Genomic DNA, 15,658 nt, shown 5'->3' with positions numbered 1-15,658 from the left:
GTCGGGTGTTCAGCCCAGGTCGAGCACCTGGTCCAGCCCGAAGGTCAGCCCCGGGCGGCGCACCACCTCGCGCACGGCGAGCAGCACGCCGGGCATGAAGCTCGACCTGTCGAAGGAGTCCGTGCGGATCGTCAGCTGCTCCCCCGGGTTGCCCAGCAGGATCTCCTCGTGGGCCACCAGGCCACGCAGCCGCACCGCGTGGACGTGGATGCCGTCGACGACGGCGCCGCGCGCCCCGTCGACCTGCCTGGACGTGGCGTCCGGCACCGGGCCCAGGCCGGCGTCGGCCCGCGCGGCGGCGATGTGCCGCGCCGTCGTGAGCGCGGTGCCGGAAGGGGCGTCCACCTTGTCGGGGTGGTGCAGCTCGACCACCTCGGCGGACTCGAAGAAGCGCGCGGCCTGCTGGGCGAACGTCATGGCCAGCACGGCGGAGAGCGCGAAGTTCGGGGCGATGAGCACGCCGAGCGGGCCGTCCTCGGCGCCTGGCTCGCCGGCGCGTGCGGCGTTGGCCTCGGCGAGGTGGTCACGGACCCGCCCGAGGGACTCGTCCGTCCAGCCGGTGGTCCCCACGACGGCGTGCAGCCCGGCGTCGATGAGCGCGTGCACGTTGGGCTCGGCGACGGCCGGGACGGTGAAGTCCACCGCGACCCGCGCCGCGCCGCCGGCGAGGGAGTCGATGCTGTCCGAGGAGCCCAGCCGGGCCACCAGCTCGAGGTCCGCGGCGCCGTCGACCGCCGCGCACACCGCCCGGCCCATCCGGCCGTTCGCACCCACCACGGCCACAGCAAGAGATGAAGTCACGTCGACGGAGCCTAGTTCGTGGCGCCGGCCGGCACCGTCACGGACGGCATGCGGACCGCCCTCGGGGCGGCGGACGTGACGGCGGGCCCGACCGGTGGTGCGGCCCGCCTGGGCGCAGCCAGGTGTTGCCGGTCAATCTCTCGTCACGACTTGGCGTCCTCGAAGGTGAGGCCGAAGCCGTACTCGAAGAGTGCGCTGTCGTCTGTCTCGTCCTAGCCCGGCGTGTCGCTGTTCTGCCGCTCGATCGCCTCGCGGGTGCCGGCCAGCGCGAACGGCATCCGGCCCTGCGGCGCGAAGTCGCCGGAGAAGATGTTCGTCAGCGCCGCCGGGCTGTTCCCGAAGCACGGCCTTCGCTGGCTCGGATGCCGGCCCAAGCAGCGCCCGGTCGTCGCCCAGACGGCGGAGGACCCGCCCACCGAGGTGAGCGGGTCCTCCATGGGACTGTGGCCGGCAGCACGGGCCCCCGGACCAGCAACTCCCTAGTAGGTCAGACCGAAGCCGAGCGGGAACAACGTGTCCTCCGGTGCGTAGCCCGGAAGGTCAGGTGCCTGCGTGGCGATGGCCTCGACGTTGTTCGCCAGAGCGAACGGCATCTTGCCCTGCGGGGTGAAGTTGCCCGAGAGGACGTCCCACAGCGCGGAGTCGGTGACCCCGAAGCCGGCGACGATCGCGCCCGCGTCCTGCAGCCCGCTGGCCTCGTCGAGGACGTACGGCTGGCGGAAGTAGACGCTGAGGACGACGTTCTCCGCGCCGACCTCGTCCATGACGGTCTGGATCTCCTCGAGCGAGGGGGTCACGCGCCACGACTGCGACTGGGCCATGCCGGTGAAGTCGAGGACGTTCGACTCCCACGGCAGCGCCCCGCCGAAACCGAGACGGTTGTCCGTGCAAGACGGCGTCGGGTTGGGGTTGTTGATCGCGGCCTCGCCGCCCTCGGCGACGCAGCGGTCCGAGGCGCCCCACGGGCTCTTGCCGTCGAGGCCCGGCACGCCGTCCATGACGACCGGGTTGACACCGTACTCCGGGTCGAGGCCGCCGACGACGTAGAAGTCGGCGGTCGTGCTCGGGTCGTCGGTGTCGCTGAACGACTTGGTGCTCGGGTTGAACCAGCCGGTGTCGTTGAAGTTCGACCGGTAGGCGCCGGTGACCGTCCGGTCGGTCGCGGCCGTCACGTTGATGACTGCGACGTCCGCGTCCGCGGCGGCCTCGACACCCTCCTCGTTGCCGTTGATGACGTCGTAGCCGAACTCGGCCACCTGGTCCTCGTTGTACTGGCCCATGACGAAGACGCTCGACCCCGCCTTGAGGGGCAGCACGCCGGAGTTCTGCAGCGGCACGACGGACTTGCGCTGCACCAGCTGGGCCACCTCGCGGTTCTCGTCGCTGCCGACGGTCGCCGTCGCCACCGCCGGGTCGACGTACGGGTCCTCGAACAGGCCGAGGTCGAACAGCGGGGCGAGCAGGCGCTCGGCAGCGAGGTCGACCCGCTCCTCGGTCACGAGCCCGGCGTCCACGAGGTCGAGGATGGTCTGGACGTCGTTGAAGCCCGACAGCGTGTCCGTGCCACCGTTGACGGCAGCCGCCACGCGCTGGGGGACGGTGGCCGACTCGAGTCCCCACGCGCGGTCGTTGATGATGCCGGTGTCAGAGTTGACGTAACCCTTGAAGCCCATCTGGTCACGGAGCAACCAGTTGACGATCTCACCGGAGAAGGCGAAGCCGGTCTCCTGGAAGGTGACGCCGTCGTAGGTGACGTCGATGGGGGCGCCGTAGTACGGCATGATCGACGACACACCGGCGTCGATGGCCGCCTCGAAGGGCTTGAGGGCCTCCTCGAAGCCGTCCCCGGGGTAGACCTGCGTCTTGCCGTGGGCGTAGTGCGGGTCTAGCCCGAGCTCCTGCGGGCCGCCGCCGGGGAAGTGCTTCATCGTGAGCGCGACGTCGGTGTCCGGGCTGAGCGACAGGCCGTTCTCGTCGACCGGGCCCTGCAGCGTCTCGACGAGCGTGCCCATGATGTCCGCGCCGAGGTCCGCGTCCTCCGTGAAGGTCTCGTGCACGCGGTACCAGCGCGGGTCGGTGGAGAGGTCGGCCATGTACCCGTACATGCCGCGCAGGCCGACCGAGGACCACTCCTCGCCCATGACCGAGGCGAAGTCCTCCACCACGCCCATGTACTCCTCGTCGCCGAGAGCGGCCGAGGCGATGCCCGCCTCCTTCGGGAACGCGCTGAACGCACCCGCGGCCTCGCTGATCCCCACCCGGGCGTCGTGCTCGATGTGGTTGCGGGCGTTGGACTTGAACAGGGCCGGGATGCCCAGGCGCGTGGCCTCCGACATCTCCTGCACCGAGTTCGTGAACTCCGCCGCCTGCGCCGGGGTGACCTGCGGGGTGCCCGGAGCACCACACGCGGAGGCGGTGGAGCCGACGACGTTGCGGAAGATGAACCGGTGCATGTGCTGGTTCTCGATGTAGTCCGTCGCCGGATTCACGACCGCGCCCTCACACCCTGCGTTCAGGGTCTGGATGAGCATGAGACCGGCCTTCTCGTCGATCGTCATCTGGCCGAGGAGATCCGCCACGCGCTCGTCGGTCGGCTTGCGCCAGTCCTCGTAGACGTCGAGCTTGCCGTTGGCGTTGAGGTCGCGGAACTCGCGCTGGCCCTTCTTGATGATGGGCTTGACGCGGGACTCCACGTCCGGGGACTTGGCGCCGCCGGCGTTGGAGTGCGCCGGCGGGTTGCCGCCGGCGCTGGAGTGGCTCGGCGGGGCCGCCAGGGCGCCCGCGGCCAACCCGATGGTGAGGGGCATCGCGAGAAGGACGCCCGCGACTCCCCGGCGCTTCCTGGTGCTGCTCATTCGGTCTCCTTCGACCTCGTCGGGCACGCGCGCCTGCCGCGGTGCCCCCGTACCGCTGTGCGTGCCGGATCGCGAGGGACCCGGCAGCCCGGCTCGGCTTCGAACCGGACGTCTTCCCAATTGATCCTCGGGAACGACGTCACTCTGTTGCGTCCGGCACGCCAATGGCAATAAGTTGCCATTGGTTGCCTCCGGTGTCGGTGCGGCGCCGTCTGGGGCGACGCACGGCCGCGGGCCTGGACGATCCGGTGCACGCCTACGATCGGGCCGTGACCGCCCGCCGCCCGGACGCCCCGGCGCCAGACCCGACAACGGACACCACGACGGAGGTGGACACCCCGCACGGTCCGGCGCGCGTGCACCTGCGGCCGGGGGCGTCCCCGCGCGGCGCGCTCGTGCTCGGCCACGGCGCGGGCGGCGGCATCCAGGCGCCGGACCTGCGCGCCGCCACGGCGGCGGCCGCCGCGTTGGGGCTCAGCGTTGCGCTGGTGGAGCAGCCCTACCGGGTGGCGGGGCGCCGTGCGCCGGCGCCGGCCCGCCAGCTCGACGCCGCCTGGACGGCCGTCGCCGCCCGCCTGCGGGCCGCCGAGCTCTCGGGGCTGCCCCTGGTCGTGGGCGGGCGCTCCTCCGGTGCCCGGGTGGCGTGCCGGACGGCCAGCGCCGTGGGGGCGATCGGGGTGCTGTGCCTGGCCTTCCCGTTGCAGCCGCCCGGCCGCGCGGACCGCCCGAGCCGCCTGCCGGAGCTCGACGGCGCCGGTGTGCCCACGCTGGTGGTGCAGGGAGAGCGGGACGCGTTCGGCGTGCCGCCGGAGGGGCCGGGCCGCCGCGTGGTCGTCGTGGCGGGCGACCACGCCCTGAAGAAGGACGTGCCGGCCGTGCGCGCCGCCGTCACGGGGTGGCTCAGCGAGGTGCTGGGCCTCGCGCCGCCGGCGTGACCACACGGCGCGCCGGGAGCGGCGCGCCGGGCGGGGCCCGCAGCCTCCGTCAGCCGTGCAGCAGGCGCGACGCGGCGTCGTCGTCGAAGGGGCCGACCACCACGAGGGACCGCGGCGACGCGGCGAGATCGGCGGCGAGCCCGCCGACCTCCTCCGCCGTGACGGCGGAGATGCGCTCGATCATCTCGTCCAGGCTGGTCAGCTCGCCGTGGACGATCTCGGCGCGGCCGAGGCGCGACATCCTCGAGCCGTTGTCCTCCAGCCCGAGCACCATGTTGCCGCGCAGCTGGCCGACGCCGCGCCGCAGCTCCTCGGCCGTGATGCCGTCCGCGGCGAGGCGCTCCCACTCCGTGCGAAGCAGCTCGACGACCTGCGGCACGTTCGCCGGCGCGCAGCCGGCGTAGAGACCGAAGGTGCCCGCCTCGGCGTAGGAGGAGGCGAAGGCGTAGGTGGAGTACGCCAGCCCGCGCTTCTCCCGCACCTCCTGGAACAGGCGCGAGCTCATGCCCCCGCCGAGCACCGTGGTCAGGACCGAGAGGACGTAACGGCGATCGTCCCCGGCGGCGATGCCGTGCCCGCCGAGCACGACGTTGGCCTGCTCGGTGGGACGGCGCACGGTCACCGCGCTGCCCGCCTCCGGGATGAGCGCGGCCTCGGGGCCCGGCACCACCATGGCGCCGGAGCCGGGCACAACGCCGCGCGCGCCGGCGACGACGGCGCCCAGGCGCCGCTCGGCGGGCACCGCGCCGGCGTCGAGGGCCCAGCCGCCCGCCTCCACCGCCTCCAGCACCTGGGCGCACAGGGCGTCGTGGTCCACGCTGCCCGCGGCCGTGACCACCAGCTCGCGGGGCACGTAGGTGCGCCGGTAATGCTCGACAACGGCGTCGCGCGGGACGGCTCGGATGGTCTCCGGGGTGCCGCCGATAGGCCGGCCGAGCGGGTGGTCGCCGAGGACGGCGGCCGTGAAGCGCTCGTGCGCGACGTCCGTCGGGTCGTCGTCGTTCATGGCGAGCTCTTCGAGGATGACGCCGCGCTCGGTCTCGAGCTCCTCGGCGTCGATGAGCGAGGAGGTCACCATGTCGGTGATGACGTCCACGGCCATGGGCACGTCGGCGTCGAGCACCCGCGCGTAGTAGCAGGTGTGCTCCTTGCCGGTGGCCGCGTTCGCCTCCCCGCCCACGGCGTCGAACGCCTCGGCGATGTCGAGCGCGGAGCGGCTGGTCGTGCCCTTGAACAGCAGGTGCTCGAGGAAGTGGGTGGAGCCGTGGTGGCCGTCGGTCTCGTCACGCGAGCCGACGGCCACCCACGCGCCCACCGCCGTCGAGCGCTGGGCCGGCATGGCCTCGGTCAGGACCCGGATGCCGCCGGGCAGGACGGAGCGCCGGATGACGCTGCCGTCCTGCTCGGTGCGGACCTCCGTGCCCGGTGCCCCGGCCGGGCCCAGGATCAGCGGCTGGGGCATCCTCAGGCGTCGGCCTCGGCGGTCTCCGCCGGGGCACCGCCCTCGGCGTCGCCGTCGTGGTGGCGCGTGCGCGTGCGCTCACGGCGGCGTCCGCCGTCGCGACCACCCTCGCGGCGGCCACCCTCCCGGCGGCCGCCCTCCCGGCGGCCGTCCTCCCGGCCGCCCTCGGTGCGCTCCGCCGCGGGCAGCTCGCCGTCGGGCTCGCCGCCCTCGCCCTCGTTCTCCTCGCCCTCGACGACGGCGTGGAGCGAGAGCTTGCCGCGCGGGTCGATCTCGGCGAGCTCGACCTGGACCTTCTGGCCCACCTGGAGCACGTCCTCGACGTTGTCCACGCGGTTGCCGCCCACCAGGCGACGGATCTGCGAGATGTGCAGCAGGCCGTCCTTGCCGGGGGTGAGGGAGACGAAGGCGCCGAAGGACGTCGTCTTCACGACCGTGCCGACGAACCGCTCGCCGACCTCGGGCATCTGCGGGTTGGCGATGGCGTTGACCGCCTGGCGGGCGGCCTCGGCCGACGGGCCGTCGACGGCGCCGATGTAGACGGTGCCGTCGTCCTCGATGGAGATGTCCGCGCCGGTGTCCTCCTGGATCTGGTTGATCATCTTGCCCTTGGGGCCGATGACCTCGCCGATCTTGTCCACGGGGACCTTGACGGTGATGACGCGCGGCGCCGTCGGGGCCATCTCGTCCGGGGTGTCGATCGCCTCGTTCATCACGTCGAGGATGTACAGGCGGGCGTCGCGGGCCTGGGTCAGCGCGCCGGCCAGCACGGAGGCGGGGATGCCGTCGAGCTTGGTGTCGAGCTGGATGGCCGTGACGAACTCGCGGGTGCCGGCGACCTTGAAGTCCATGTCGCCGAAGGCGTCCTCGGCGCCGAGGATGTCGGTCAGCGCGGCATAACGAATCTCGGACTCCCCGGCCTCGTTCTCGACGGTGTCCGACATCAGGCCCATGGCGATGCCCGCGACGGGCGCGCGCAGCGGCACGCCGGCGTTGAGCAGCGACAGGGTGGAGGCGCACACGGAGCCCATCGAGGTCGAGCCGTTGGACCCGAGCGCCTCGGAGACCTGACGGATCGCGTAGGGGAACTCCTCGCGGCTGGGCAGCACGGGCGTGAGCGCGCGCTCGGCCAGGGCGCCGTGGCCGATCTCCCGGCGCTTGGGCGAGCCCACGCGGCCGGTCTCACCGGTGGAGAACGGCGGGAAGTTGTAGTTGTGCATGTAGCGCTTGCGCGTGACCGGGCTGAGGGTGTCCAGCTGCTGCTCCATGCGGAGCATGTTCAGCGTGGTCACGCCCAGGATCTGGGTCTCGCCGCGCTCGAACAGCGCCGAGCCGTGCACCCGCGGGATGACCTCGACCTCGGCGGAGAGGGTGCGGATGTCCTTCAGGCCGCGCCCGTCCATGCGCACGCCGTCCTTGAGGACGCGCTGGCGCACGGCCTCCTTCGTGGCGGCGCGGAAGGCGGCGGAGAGCTCCTTCTCGCGGCCCTCGAAGCGCTCGGCGAGCGCCTCGAGCATGCCGGCGCGGATCTCCTCCTGGCGAGCCTCGCGCTCCTGCTTGCCCGGGATGGTGATGGCCTCGGCCAGGTCGGCGGAGACGTGCTCCTCGACGGCGGCGTAGGCGTCGTCCTCGTAGTCCAGGAAGCGCGGGAACTCGGCGGTCGGCTTGGCCGTCTCCGCGGCGAGCTGCTGCTGCGCCTCCACGAGGGCCTGGATGAACGGCTTGGCGGCCTCGAGGCCGTCGGCCACGACCTCCTCCGTCGGCGCCTGCGCGCCGTGCTCCTTGATGAGCGTCCAGGCGTTGTCGGTGGCCTCGGCCTCGACCATCATCACGGCGACGTCGGTGGTGCCGTCGTCCTTGGTGACGACGCGGCCGGCGACGACCATCGCGAAGACGGCCTTCTCGACCTCGGTGTAGCGCGGGAACGCGACCCACTGGCCGTCGATCAGCGCCAGGCGCACGCCACCGATGGGGCCGGAGAAGGGCAGCCCGGAGATCTGCGTGGACATCGAGGCGGCGTTGATGGCGAGGACGTCGTAGGCGTCGTCGGGGTGGATGGCCAGGACCGTCTCGACGATCTGGACCTCGTTGCGCAGGCCCTTGACGAAGGACGGGCGCAGCGGGCGGTCGATGAGGCGGCAGGCCAGGATCGCCTCGGTCGAGGGGCGGCCCTCCCGGCGGAAGAACGAGCCGGGGATCTTGCCGGCCGCGTACTGGCGCTCCTCGACGTCCACCGTCAGCGGGAAGAAGTCGAACTGGTCCTTGGGGTGCTTGCCCACCGTGGTGGCCGAGAGCACCATCGTGTCCTCGTCCAGGTAGGCGACCGCCGAGCCGGCGGCCTGGCGGGCCAGGCGTCCGGTCTCGAAGCGGACTGTGCGGGTGCCGAACTTGCCGTTGTCGATCGTGGCTTCGGCGAACTTGATCTCGGGTCCCTCCACGGGTGCCCTCCTTCGGGTCCGTCCGCACCCGATGCCCGGCGGTCATCGATCGAGGCCCACGGAAGGGAGCAGTCGCCCGCGTTCCGGAGGCCACTACCGAGGACCGGTCGCGCATGAGCGGTGCGGTGTGGTTGATGTGTTTCAGTTGGGGCGCCGGGCCGCGACCCGGACACCGTGCCCGCCGCACGGGCGGGCATGCATGACCGGCCCGGACCCACAGGTCCGAGCCGGTCGGTCGCTCAGCGGCGCAGACCCAGCCGCGCGATGAGGCTGCGGTAGCGCTCGATGTCCTCCTGGGCCAGGTAGCCGAGCAGGCGCTTGCGCTGACCGATCAGCAGCATCAGACCACGACGGGAGTGGTGGTCGTGCTTGTGGGTCTTGAAGTGCTCCGTGAGGTCCTTGATCCGCTGGCTGAGCAGAGCGATCTGGACCTCGGGGGAACCCGTGTCACCCTCGTGGGTGGCGTATTCCTTGATGATGGACTGCTTGACGTCCGCAGCGAGGGCCATGGTTCTCCTTCTTGGTCGTTGCACGGAGCTCCGGGGCATGTCCACCCGGGCATGACGCATCCGTGGCCGGCTTGACGGCAGAGGTCAGCGTATCAGGCTCCGGCGGCGGCCACGAGCGGGCGTTCGCCACACCCGTCAGCCGGCCTCGGGGGCGGCGGCGGGGACGCCGGCCGCGGCGTCGGGCCGGCGGGGCCCCGGCACGCCGAGGATCTCCGCGGTGGCGCGGACGTCGTCGGCCATCTGGTCGAGCAGCGCGGCAATGCCGTCGAAGGCCACCATCGGCCGCAGCCGCGCCACGAGCTCGACCACGACCTCCTCGCCGTACAGGTCCAGGTCCGTCCGGCCGAGCACGTAGGCCTCGACGGTGCGCTCGACGCCGTGGAAGGTGGGGTTGGTGCCCACGGAGACGGCGGCGGGCAGGCGCTTGGAGGTGCCGTCGTCGGGCGCGTGGTCGGGGCGGATGAGCCACCCGGCGTACACCCCGTCCGCGGGGACCACGCCGAGGTCGTCGGCGAGCAGGTTGGCCGTGGGGTACCCGAGCTCGCGGCCGCGCTTGGCGCCGTGCACGACCACCCCGCGCACGCGGTGGGGGCGGCCCAGCACGTCGGCGGCGCCGGCCACGTCGCCCTGGGCGAGCAGCTCGCGCACCCAGGTGGAGGACCAGCGCCGGCCGTTGTCCTGGCAGACGATGTCCTTGAGGATGGTCACCCCAAAGCCGAGCGTGTGGCCGAGCTGGACCATGGTGTGCTGGTCGCCGGAGTTCTGCCAGCCGAAGCGGACGTCCTCCCCCACCACGACGACGGCGGCGTGCAGCAGGTCCCGGACGTACCGCCGGGAGAACTCCTCCGGGGAGTTGTGGGCGAGGTCGAGGGTGTACTCGAGGACCAGGACGGCGTCGAGCCCGGTCGCGGCGAGGCGCTCGAGCCGGTCCGTGAGCGACGCGATGAGCTCGAAGTGCTGGTCGGGCCGGTGCACGGTGGCGGGGTGCGGGTCGAACGTGATGGCCACCGAGGTCAGGCCCGAGGCCTCCGCCTCGGCCACCGTCGCCCCGAGGACCACCTGGTGGCCCTTGTGCACCCCGTCGAAGATGCCCAGGGTCACGACGGTGGGCCCGAGGTCAGCGGGGACCTCCGCGGCCCCTCTCCACACCTGCACGCAAGCCCTCCTGGCTGAAGCTGTGACGGCACCCCGTGGGGCGGTCGCCGGGGCGCGCGGTCCCTGCCCGGTCAGGCCGGGCGGGCCGGCGCCGCCGGCGACCAGTCGACCCTACCTGCGTGCGAGCTACCTCAGTGACGCCCGCAGGCGCAGCCGCCGCCCGGGCGGGGCCCCTGCTCCGCCAGCTCGGCCTCGTCGGTCCCCTCGCCGGGGCGCGCGGCCTTGAGCCCGAGGTTGCGCCGGCCCGCGGCCAGGTCCCGCACCTGAAGGCCGTGGCGCTCGCCGTGGTGGTGGCCCTCGCCGTGGTGGTGGCCCTCGCCGTGATCGTGGCCGTGGCCGCCGCAGGCGCAGCCGCCCGGCTGCTCCGCGTCCCGGGTGTCAGCAGTGGTCTCGCTCATGGATGCGTCCTCTCCAGGGGCGTCCGGTGCACCCCTGGGCAAACTCTAGGCCGGATCCAGCACCAGCACGGGCTTCGCCCGCCCGTCCCTGTCCGCCAGCAGGGCGACGACGTGACCGTCGGGGGCGAGTGCCGCGACGACCGCCTCCCCCGCCTTGCCGGCGCGGGCGGCCCCGGTGGCGCCGGCCCCCGTGACGCCCGCTGCCGCCGTCGCCGGCAGGAACTGGCCCGAGCGCACGGCGGCCGTCTCCCCCTCGTCGAGGTGGCGCACGGGGAAGCACGCCGTGGCCGCCTCCGTCAGGCTCATGGTGCTCAGCCCGGCCGGGAGCGCGGCGTCGGCGGCCGCCGTGACCTCGGCCGCCAGCTCCTCCACGGTGCGCGCCTGCTCGAGGGTGAACGGCCCTACGCCGGTGCGGCGCAGCGCCGTCAGGTGACCGCCGGTGCCCAGCGCGGAGCCGAGGTCGCGTGCCAGGGCGCGCACGTAGGTGCCCGAGGAGCACCCCACGACGACGTCGGCGTCCACGAGCGTCGGGCCGTCCGGCCCCACCCGCACGACGCGCGGCGGCGCGGTGAGCTCGAGCCGGTGGATCGTGACCGGGCGGGCCGGGAGCGCCACGTCCTCGCCCTGCCGGACCCGCGCGTAGGCACGCCGCCCGTCGACCTTGATGGCCGAGACGGCGCTGGGCACCTGGGCGACGGGCCCGCGCAGCGCGGCGAGCCCGCGCTCGAGGGCCGCCTCGTCGACGCCGCCGTCGGCGCGCAGCACGGCCTCGGCGCCGGCGGCTGCCGTCACCTCGCCCTCCGCGTCGTCGGTGACCGTGGCCTGGCCGAGCCTGACCGTGGCGGTGTACTCCTTGTCGGCGCCCACGAGATAGGTGAGCAGCCGGGTGGCCCGGCCGATGCCGAGGATGAGGACGCCGGTCGCCATGGGGTCGAGGGTGCCCGCGTGGCCGACCTTCCTCGTCGCGGCGAGGCGCCGGGTGCGGGCGACCACGTCGTGGCTCGTCCAGCCCTGCGGCTTGTCGACGACCAGCAGCCCGTCAGCGGCCGGGACGTGCCCGCGCGGGACCGTGACCCGCTCGTGGGCGCGCCCCTTCCCTGCGGGAGCCTGACGGGCGGTCACGCGCGCCGGTCGCCGAGGTCGTCGGCCGGCTGGGCGTCGGCGGGCTCACCGTCGCCGGCCTCGTCCTCGTCCTCCTCGGCGGGCCGGCGGTACGGGTCGGGCTCGCCGGCGTAGCTCGCCCGGGAGGCCAGCGCCGCGACCTCGGCGTCCCGCTCGGCGGCGGTGCGCAGCGCCTCTTCGAGGCTGGCGGCCGTCTCCGGGACGGCGTCGAGGACGAACTCGATGGTCGGCGTCAGGCGCACACCGGTCTGCTTGCCGACCTCCGAGCGGATGAGCCCCTTCGCCGAGGCGAGCGCCGCGGCGGAGGACCGCCGCTCCTCCTCCGAGCCGAGCACGGTGTAGAAGATCGTCGCGTTCTGCAGGTCGCCGGTCACCCGGACGTCCGTGACCGTGACGAAGCCCAGGCGGGGGTCCTTGATCCGGGTGTCGAGCATGCGGGCCACGATCTGCTGGATGCGCTCGGCGAGCTTGCGGGCGCGGGGCGCGTCGGCCATGGGTGTCTCCTTGCTGGTGGTGGGACCACGGCGGCCCCACGGGCACGATATGTGCGCCGCGGGGCCGCCGGGGTGGTGAGAGCGTCAGGCGCGCGGCTTCTCGCGCATCTCGAACGTCTCGATGATGTCGCCCTCCTGGAGGTCCTTGTAGCCGAGACCGATACCGCACTCGAAGCCCTCGCGGACCTCGGTGACGTCGTCCTTCTCCCGGCGCAGGGACTCGATGGTGAGCTTGTCGGCCACCACGACCCCGTCACGCGTGAGACGCGCGCTGGCGTTGCGGCGGATGAGGCCCGACCGGACGATCGAACCGGCGATGTTGCCGAACTTGGAGGACCGGAACACCTGGCGGATCTCCGCGGTGCCCAGCTGCACCTCCTCGAACTCCGGCTTGAGCATGCCCTTGAGGGCGTTCTCGACGTCGTCGATCGCGTCGTAGATCACCGAGTAGAACTTCAGGTCGACACCCTCGCGGTCGGCCAGCTCGGCGACCCGCTCGGCGGGACGGACGTTGAAGCCGATGATGACGGCGTTGTCCACCGTCGCGAGGTTGACGTCGTTCTGCGTGATGGCACCCACACCGCGGTGGATGATGCGCAGCGCGACCTCCTCGCCCACATCGATCTTGAGCAGCGCGTCCTCCAGCGCCTCGACGGCACCGGAGACGTCGCCCTTGATGATGAGGTTGAGGTTCTCGACCTTGCCCTCCTCGAGCGCCTTGGTGAAGTCCTCGAGGCTGACGCGCTTGCGGCGCTTGGCCAGCGTCGCGGCGCGCTCGGCGGCCGCGCGCTTGTCGGCAATCTGCCGGGCGGTGCGGTCGTCGGGTGCGACGAGGAAGTTGTCACCGGCGCGCGGCACCGACTGCAGGCCGAGCACCTGGACCGGGAACGACGGCGGCGCCGCGGTGATGTTCTCCCCGTGGTCGTCGAACATGGCTCGCACGCGCCCGTGGGCGGTGCCGGCCACGATCGCGTCGCCGACGTGCAGGGTGCCGGACTGCACCAGCACGGTCGCCACCGCGCCACGGCCCTTGTCGAGGTTCGCCTCGATGGCCACGCCGCGGGCGTCCTTGTTGGGGTTCGCCCGCAGGTCCAGGGCCGCGTCCGCGGTGAGCAGGACGGCCTCCAGGAGGTCGTCGATGCCCGTGCGGTTCTTGGCGGAGACGTCGACGAACATGGTGTCGCCGCCGTACTCCTCGGCCACGAGGTTGTACTCGGTCAGCTGCTGGCGGATCTTGGCAGGGTTGGCGCCCTCCTTGTCCACCTTGTTCACGGCCACGACGATCGGCACGTTGGCGGCCTGGGCGTGGTTGAGCGCCTCCACGGTCTGCGGCATGACGCCGTCGTCCGCGGCGACCACGAGGATCGCGATGTCCGTCACCTGCGCGCCACGGGCACGCATGGCGGTGAACGCCTCGTGGCCGGGGGTGTCGATGAAGGTGATCGGGCGCTCGGTGTCCTCGTGCTGGGTGGTCACCTGGTAGGCACCGATGTGCTGCGTGATGCCGCCGGCCTCGCCCGCGACGACGTCCGTGGACCGGATGGCGTCGAGGAGCTTGGTCTTTCCGTGGTCGACGTGGCCCATGACCGTGACGACGGGCGAACGGCCGTGGAGGTCCTCGTCGGTCTCGCCGGCCTCCTCTGCCTCGAGGTCGATGTCGAAGCTCTCGAGGAGCTCGCGCTCCTCCTCCTCCGGGGAGACGACCTCGATGAGGTAGCCGAGCTCGGCGCCCAGGGCCTTGAAGGTGTCCTCGTCCAGGGACTGGGTGGCCGTGGCCATCTCGCCCAGGTGGAAGAGCACCGTCACCAGGCTCGCCGGGTTGGCGTCGATCTTGTCGGCGAAGTCCGCCAGCGAGGCGCCCGCGCGGATGCGCACGACCGTGCTGCCGTTGCCGCGCGGGACCTGCACCCCGCCCAGCGACGGCGCGGACTGCTGCTCGAACTCCTGGCGCTTCGCACGCTTGGACTTCCGCCCGCGCACCGGACGGCCGCCGGCGCGCCCGAAGGCGCCCTGCGTGCCGCCGCGGCCGCCGCGGCCACCGCCGCCGGGACGGCCGGCGAAGCCGCCGCCGCCACCGGGACCGCCACCGCCGGGACGGCCGGCGAAGCCGCCGCCACCACCGGGACCGCCACCGCCGGGACGGCCGCGGCCACCACCGGTGCGTGCCGGCGCGCCGGGACGGCCGACGGAGCTCTGCCCGGGCATCATGCCGGGGTTCGGGCGCGGGCCGCCGGGACGCGGCGCCGCGGGCCGCGGGCCCCCGGAACCACCCGGGCGCGGGCCGGCCGCGCCGGTGCCACCCGGGCGCGGGCCGCCGGAGCCGCCCGGACGGGGCATGCCCTGGGAGGTCGCGAACGGGTTGTTCCCCGGACGGGGACCGCCGGGACGCGGACCGCCCGGACGCGGACCGGCGGAGCCGGAGCCGCCCTGACGGGGCATCCCCTGAGAGGTCGCGAACGGGTTGTTGCCCGGGCGCGGCGCGCCCGGACGCTGCCCGCCGGGGCGCGGCGCGTCGGCGCCAGGCCGGGGGGCGCTGCCGGGCTTCGAGTCGGGCCCGCCCGCCGGACGGGTGGAACCCGGCTTGGGCGCGCCGGGACGCGCCGACGGCGCGGCCGGGGCGTGCTGGGCGGGTGCCTGCGGGGCCGGCGCCTGCGCGGCCGGCTTGGCCGCGGGCGCCTGAGGCGCGGGAGCCTCGGGTGCCTGAGGGGCCGGGGCCTGGGGCGCGGGGGCCTTCGGTGCCGCCGGCGCGGGGGTCGGTGCCGCGGACGCGGCCTGGGTGGGCTCCTGCGGAGCCTCCGCCTTCGGGGCCGCCGGACGGGCGGCCGGCTTCGCGGCGGGCTTGGCGGCGCTCGTGCCGCCGTTGGGGGTTCCCCCGGCCTGCTGGGCGGGGAATGCCTCGCGCAGCCGACGGATGACCGGGGCCTCGATCGTCGACGACGCCGACTTCACGAACTCCCCTTGCTCGCGCAGCTTCGCGAGCACCGTCTTGCTGTCGACGCCGAGCTCCTTCGCGAGCTCGTGGACGCGGACCTTTGCCACAACTCTCCTGTCTCGGTCCGTCCCGGGACAGGGAGGACCGCTCTTAGTGCTGGCAGCTCATCGCTGGGTACTCATCGGGTGCCCATCGGCTTCCAACCCGCTTTCTTCGTCGATGACTCTTGCCTCACCCGGCGCATCGGGCGCCGGATGAGCGTGCTGGTCGAACCACCCGCCCAGGGCGCCGGTGTCCACCGGCCCCGCGGCTCGCAGGGCCCGGGGGATGGCCCGGCGCCTGAGGGCGAGGTCGAGGCACTCCCGGCTCGGGTGGAGCCAGGCGCCCCGGCCCGGTGCGCTGCGACCCGGATCGACGACCACGCGCTGCGTGGCCGCGTCCAGGACGAGGCGTACCAGGGCAGACCTCGTGGCCCGTCCCCGGCATCCCGTGCAGGTCCGCACCGGCCCGGTAACGGGCGTGGGTGTCTCGCTGCGTGTACTCATGGATTCCGGGCG

The 15,658-nt window shown here is 73.5% G+C and carries 13 protein-coding genes; 1 reads left to right on the top strand and 12 read right to left on the bottom strand.

What is annotated here, in order from left to right:
* Positions 1-9: 9 nt before the first annotated feature.
* The 3 genes from dapB to ACF0H8_RS08105 all read right to left on the bottom strand — a co-directional run bounded on the left by dapB (position 10) and on the right by ACF0H8_RS08105 (position 3,656).
* On the bottom strand, positions 10-801 hold the full coding sequence (gene dapB, locus ACF0H8_RS08115; RefSeq protein WP_395288441.1) for a 4-hydroxy-tetrahydrodipicolinate reductase: 792 nt from the start codon (positions 799-801) through the stop codon (positions 10-12).
* Positions 802-1,013: 212 nt separating this feature from the next.
* Positions 1,014-1,238: a hypothetical protein gene (locus ACF0H8_RS08110; protein WP_395288440.1), complete on the bottom strand. Its 225-nt coding sequence runs from the start codon at positions 1,236-1,238 to the stop codon at positions 1,014-1,016.
* A 42-nt stretch (positions 1,239-1,280) separates the two neighbouring features.
* Positions 1,281-3,656 carry a glycoside hydrolase family 3 N-terminal domain-containing protein gene (locus ACF0H8_RS08105; RefSeq protein WP_395288439.1) on the bottom strand — a complete coding sequence of 792 codons (2,376 nt, stop codon included), beginning with the start codon at positions 3,654-3,656 and terminating at the stop codon, positions 1,281-1,283.
* A gap of 269 nt (positions 3,657-3,925) precedes the next feature.
* Between ACF0H8_RS08105 and ACF0H8_RS08100 the strand changes: the two genes are divergently transcribed.
* Complete coding sequence (locus ACF0H8_RS08100; RefSeq protein WP_395288438.1) at positions 3,926-4,591, top strand: alpha/beta family hydrolase; 666 nt, start codon at positions 3,926-3,928, stop codon at positions 4,589-4,591.
* Positions 4,592-4,640: 49 nt separating this feature from the next.
* Here ACF0H8_RS08100 and ACF0H8_RS08095 read toward each other — a convergent pair whose 3' ends face one another.
* From ACF0H8_RS08095 to ACF0H8_RS08055, 9 genes are all read right to left on the bottom strand, one after another.
* The gene (locus ACF0H8_RS08095; protein ID WP_395288437.1) at positions 4,641-6,053 is read right to left on the bottom strand and encodes a M16 family metallopeptidase; all 1,413 of its coding nucleotides are present in this window, start codon (positions 6,051-6,053) and stop codon (positions 4,641-4,643) included.
* Positions 6,054-6,055: 2 nt separating this feature from the next.
* A complete protein-coding gene (locus ACF0H8_RS08090) occupies positions 6,056-8,491 on the bottom strand; it encodes a polyribonucleotide nucleotidyltransferase (protein ID WP_395288436.1) in 2,436 nt (811 codons plus the stop codon).
* A gap of 239 nt (positions 8,492-8,730) precedes the next feature.
* A complete protein-coding gene (rpsO, locus tag ACF0H8_RS08085; RefSeq protein WP_395288435.1) occupies positions 8,731-9,000 on the bottom strand; it encodes a 30S ribosomal protein S15 in 270 nt (89 codons plus the stop codon).
* 135 nt (positions 9,001-9,135) lie between these two features.
* Positions 9,136-10,155, bottom strand: coding sequence for a bifunctional riboflavin kinase/FAD synthetase (locus ACF0H8_RS08080; RefSeq protein ID WP_395288434.1), 1,020 nt, complete (start codon positions 10,153-10,155; stop codon positions 9,136-9,138).
* A gap of 131 nt (positions 10,156-10,286) precedes the next feature.
* A complete protein-coding gene (locus ACF0H8_RS08075) occupies positions 10,287-10,553 on the bottom strand; it encodes a hypothetical protein (protein WP_395288433.1) in 267 nt (88 codons plus the stop codon).
* A gap of 45 nt (positions 10,554-10,598) precedes the next feature.
* Complete coding sequence (truB, locus tag ACF0H8_RS08070) at positions 10,599-11,675, bottom strand: tRNA pseudouridine(55) synthase TruB (RefSeq protein ID WP_395288432.1); 1,077 nt, start codon at positions 11,673-11,675, stop codon at positions 10,599-10,601.
* Positions 11,672-12,169, bottom strand: coding sequence for a 30S ribosome-binding factor RbfA (gene rbfA / locus ACF0H8_RS08065; protein WP_395288431.1), 498 nt, complete (start codon positions 12,167-12,169; stop codon positions 11,672-11,674). The genes truB and rbfA overlap by 4 nt, the downstream gene beginning before the upstream one ends.
* An 84-nt stretch (positions 12,170-12,253) precedes the next feature.
* Positions 12,254-15,208, bottom strand: a complete 2,955-nt coding sequence (gene infB, locus ACF0H8_RS08060) for a translation initiation factor IF-2 (RefSeq protein WP_395288430.1) — start codon at positions 15,206-15,208, stop codon at positions 12,254-12,256.
* Positions 15,209-15,265: 57 nt separating this feature from the next.
* Complete coding sequence (locus ACF0H8_RS08055; protein ID WP_395290840.1) at positions 15,266-15,646, bottom strand: YlxR family protein; 381 nt, start codon at positions 15,644-15,646, stop codon at positions 15,266-15,268.
* Positions 15,647-15,658: the final 12 nt, after the last annotated feature.

Origin of the sequence: Georgenia sp. AZ-5 (assembly GCF_043952095.1) — a bacterium.
In the GTDB taxonomy this organism is placed as follows: domain Bacteria; phylum Actinomycetota; class Actinomycetes; order Actinomycetales; family Actinomycetaceae; genus Georgenia.
This window is presented reverse-complemented; position numbering and strand designations above follow the sequence as displayed.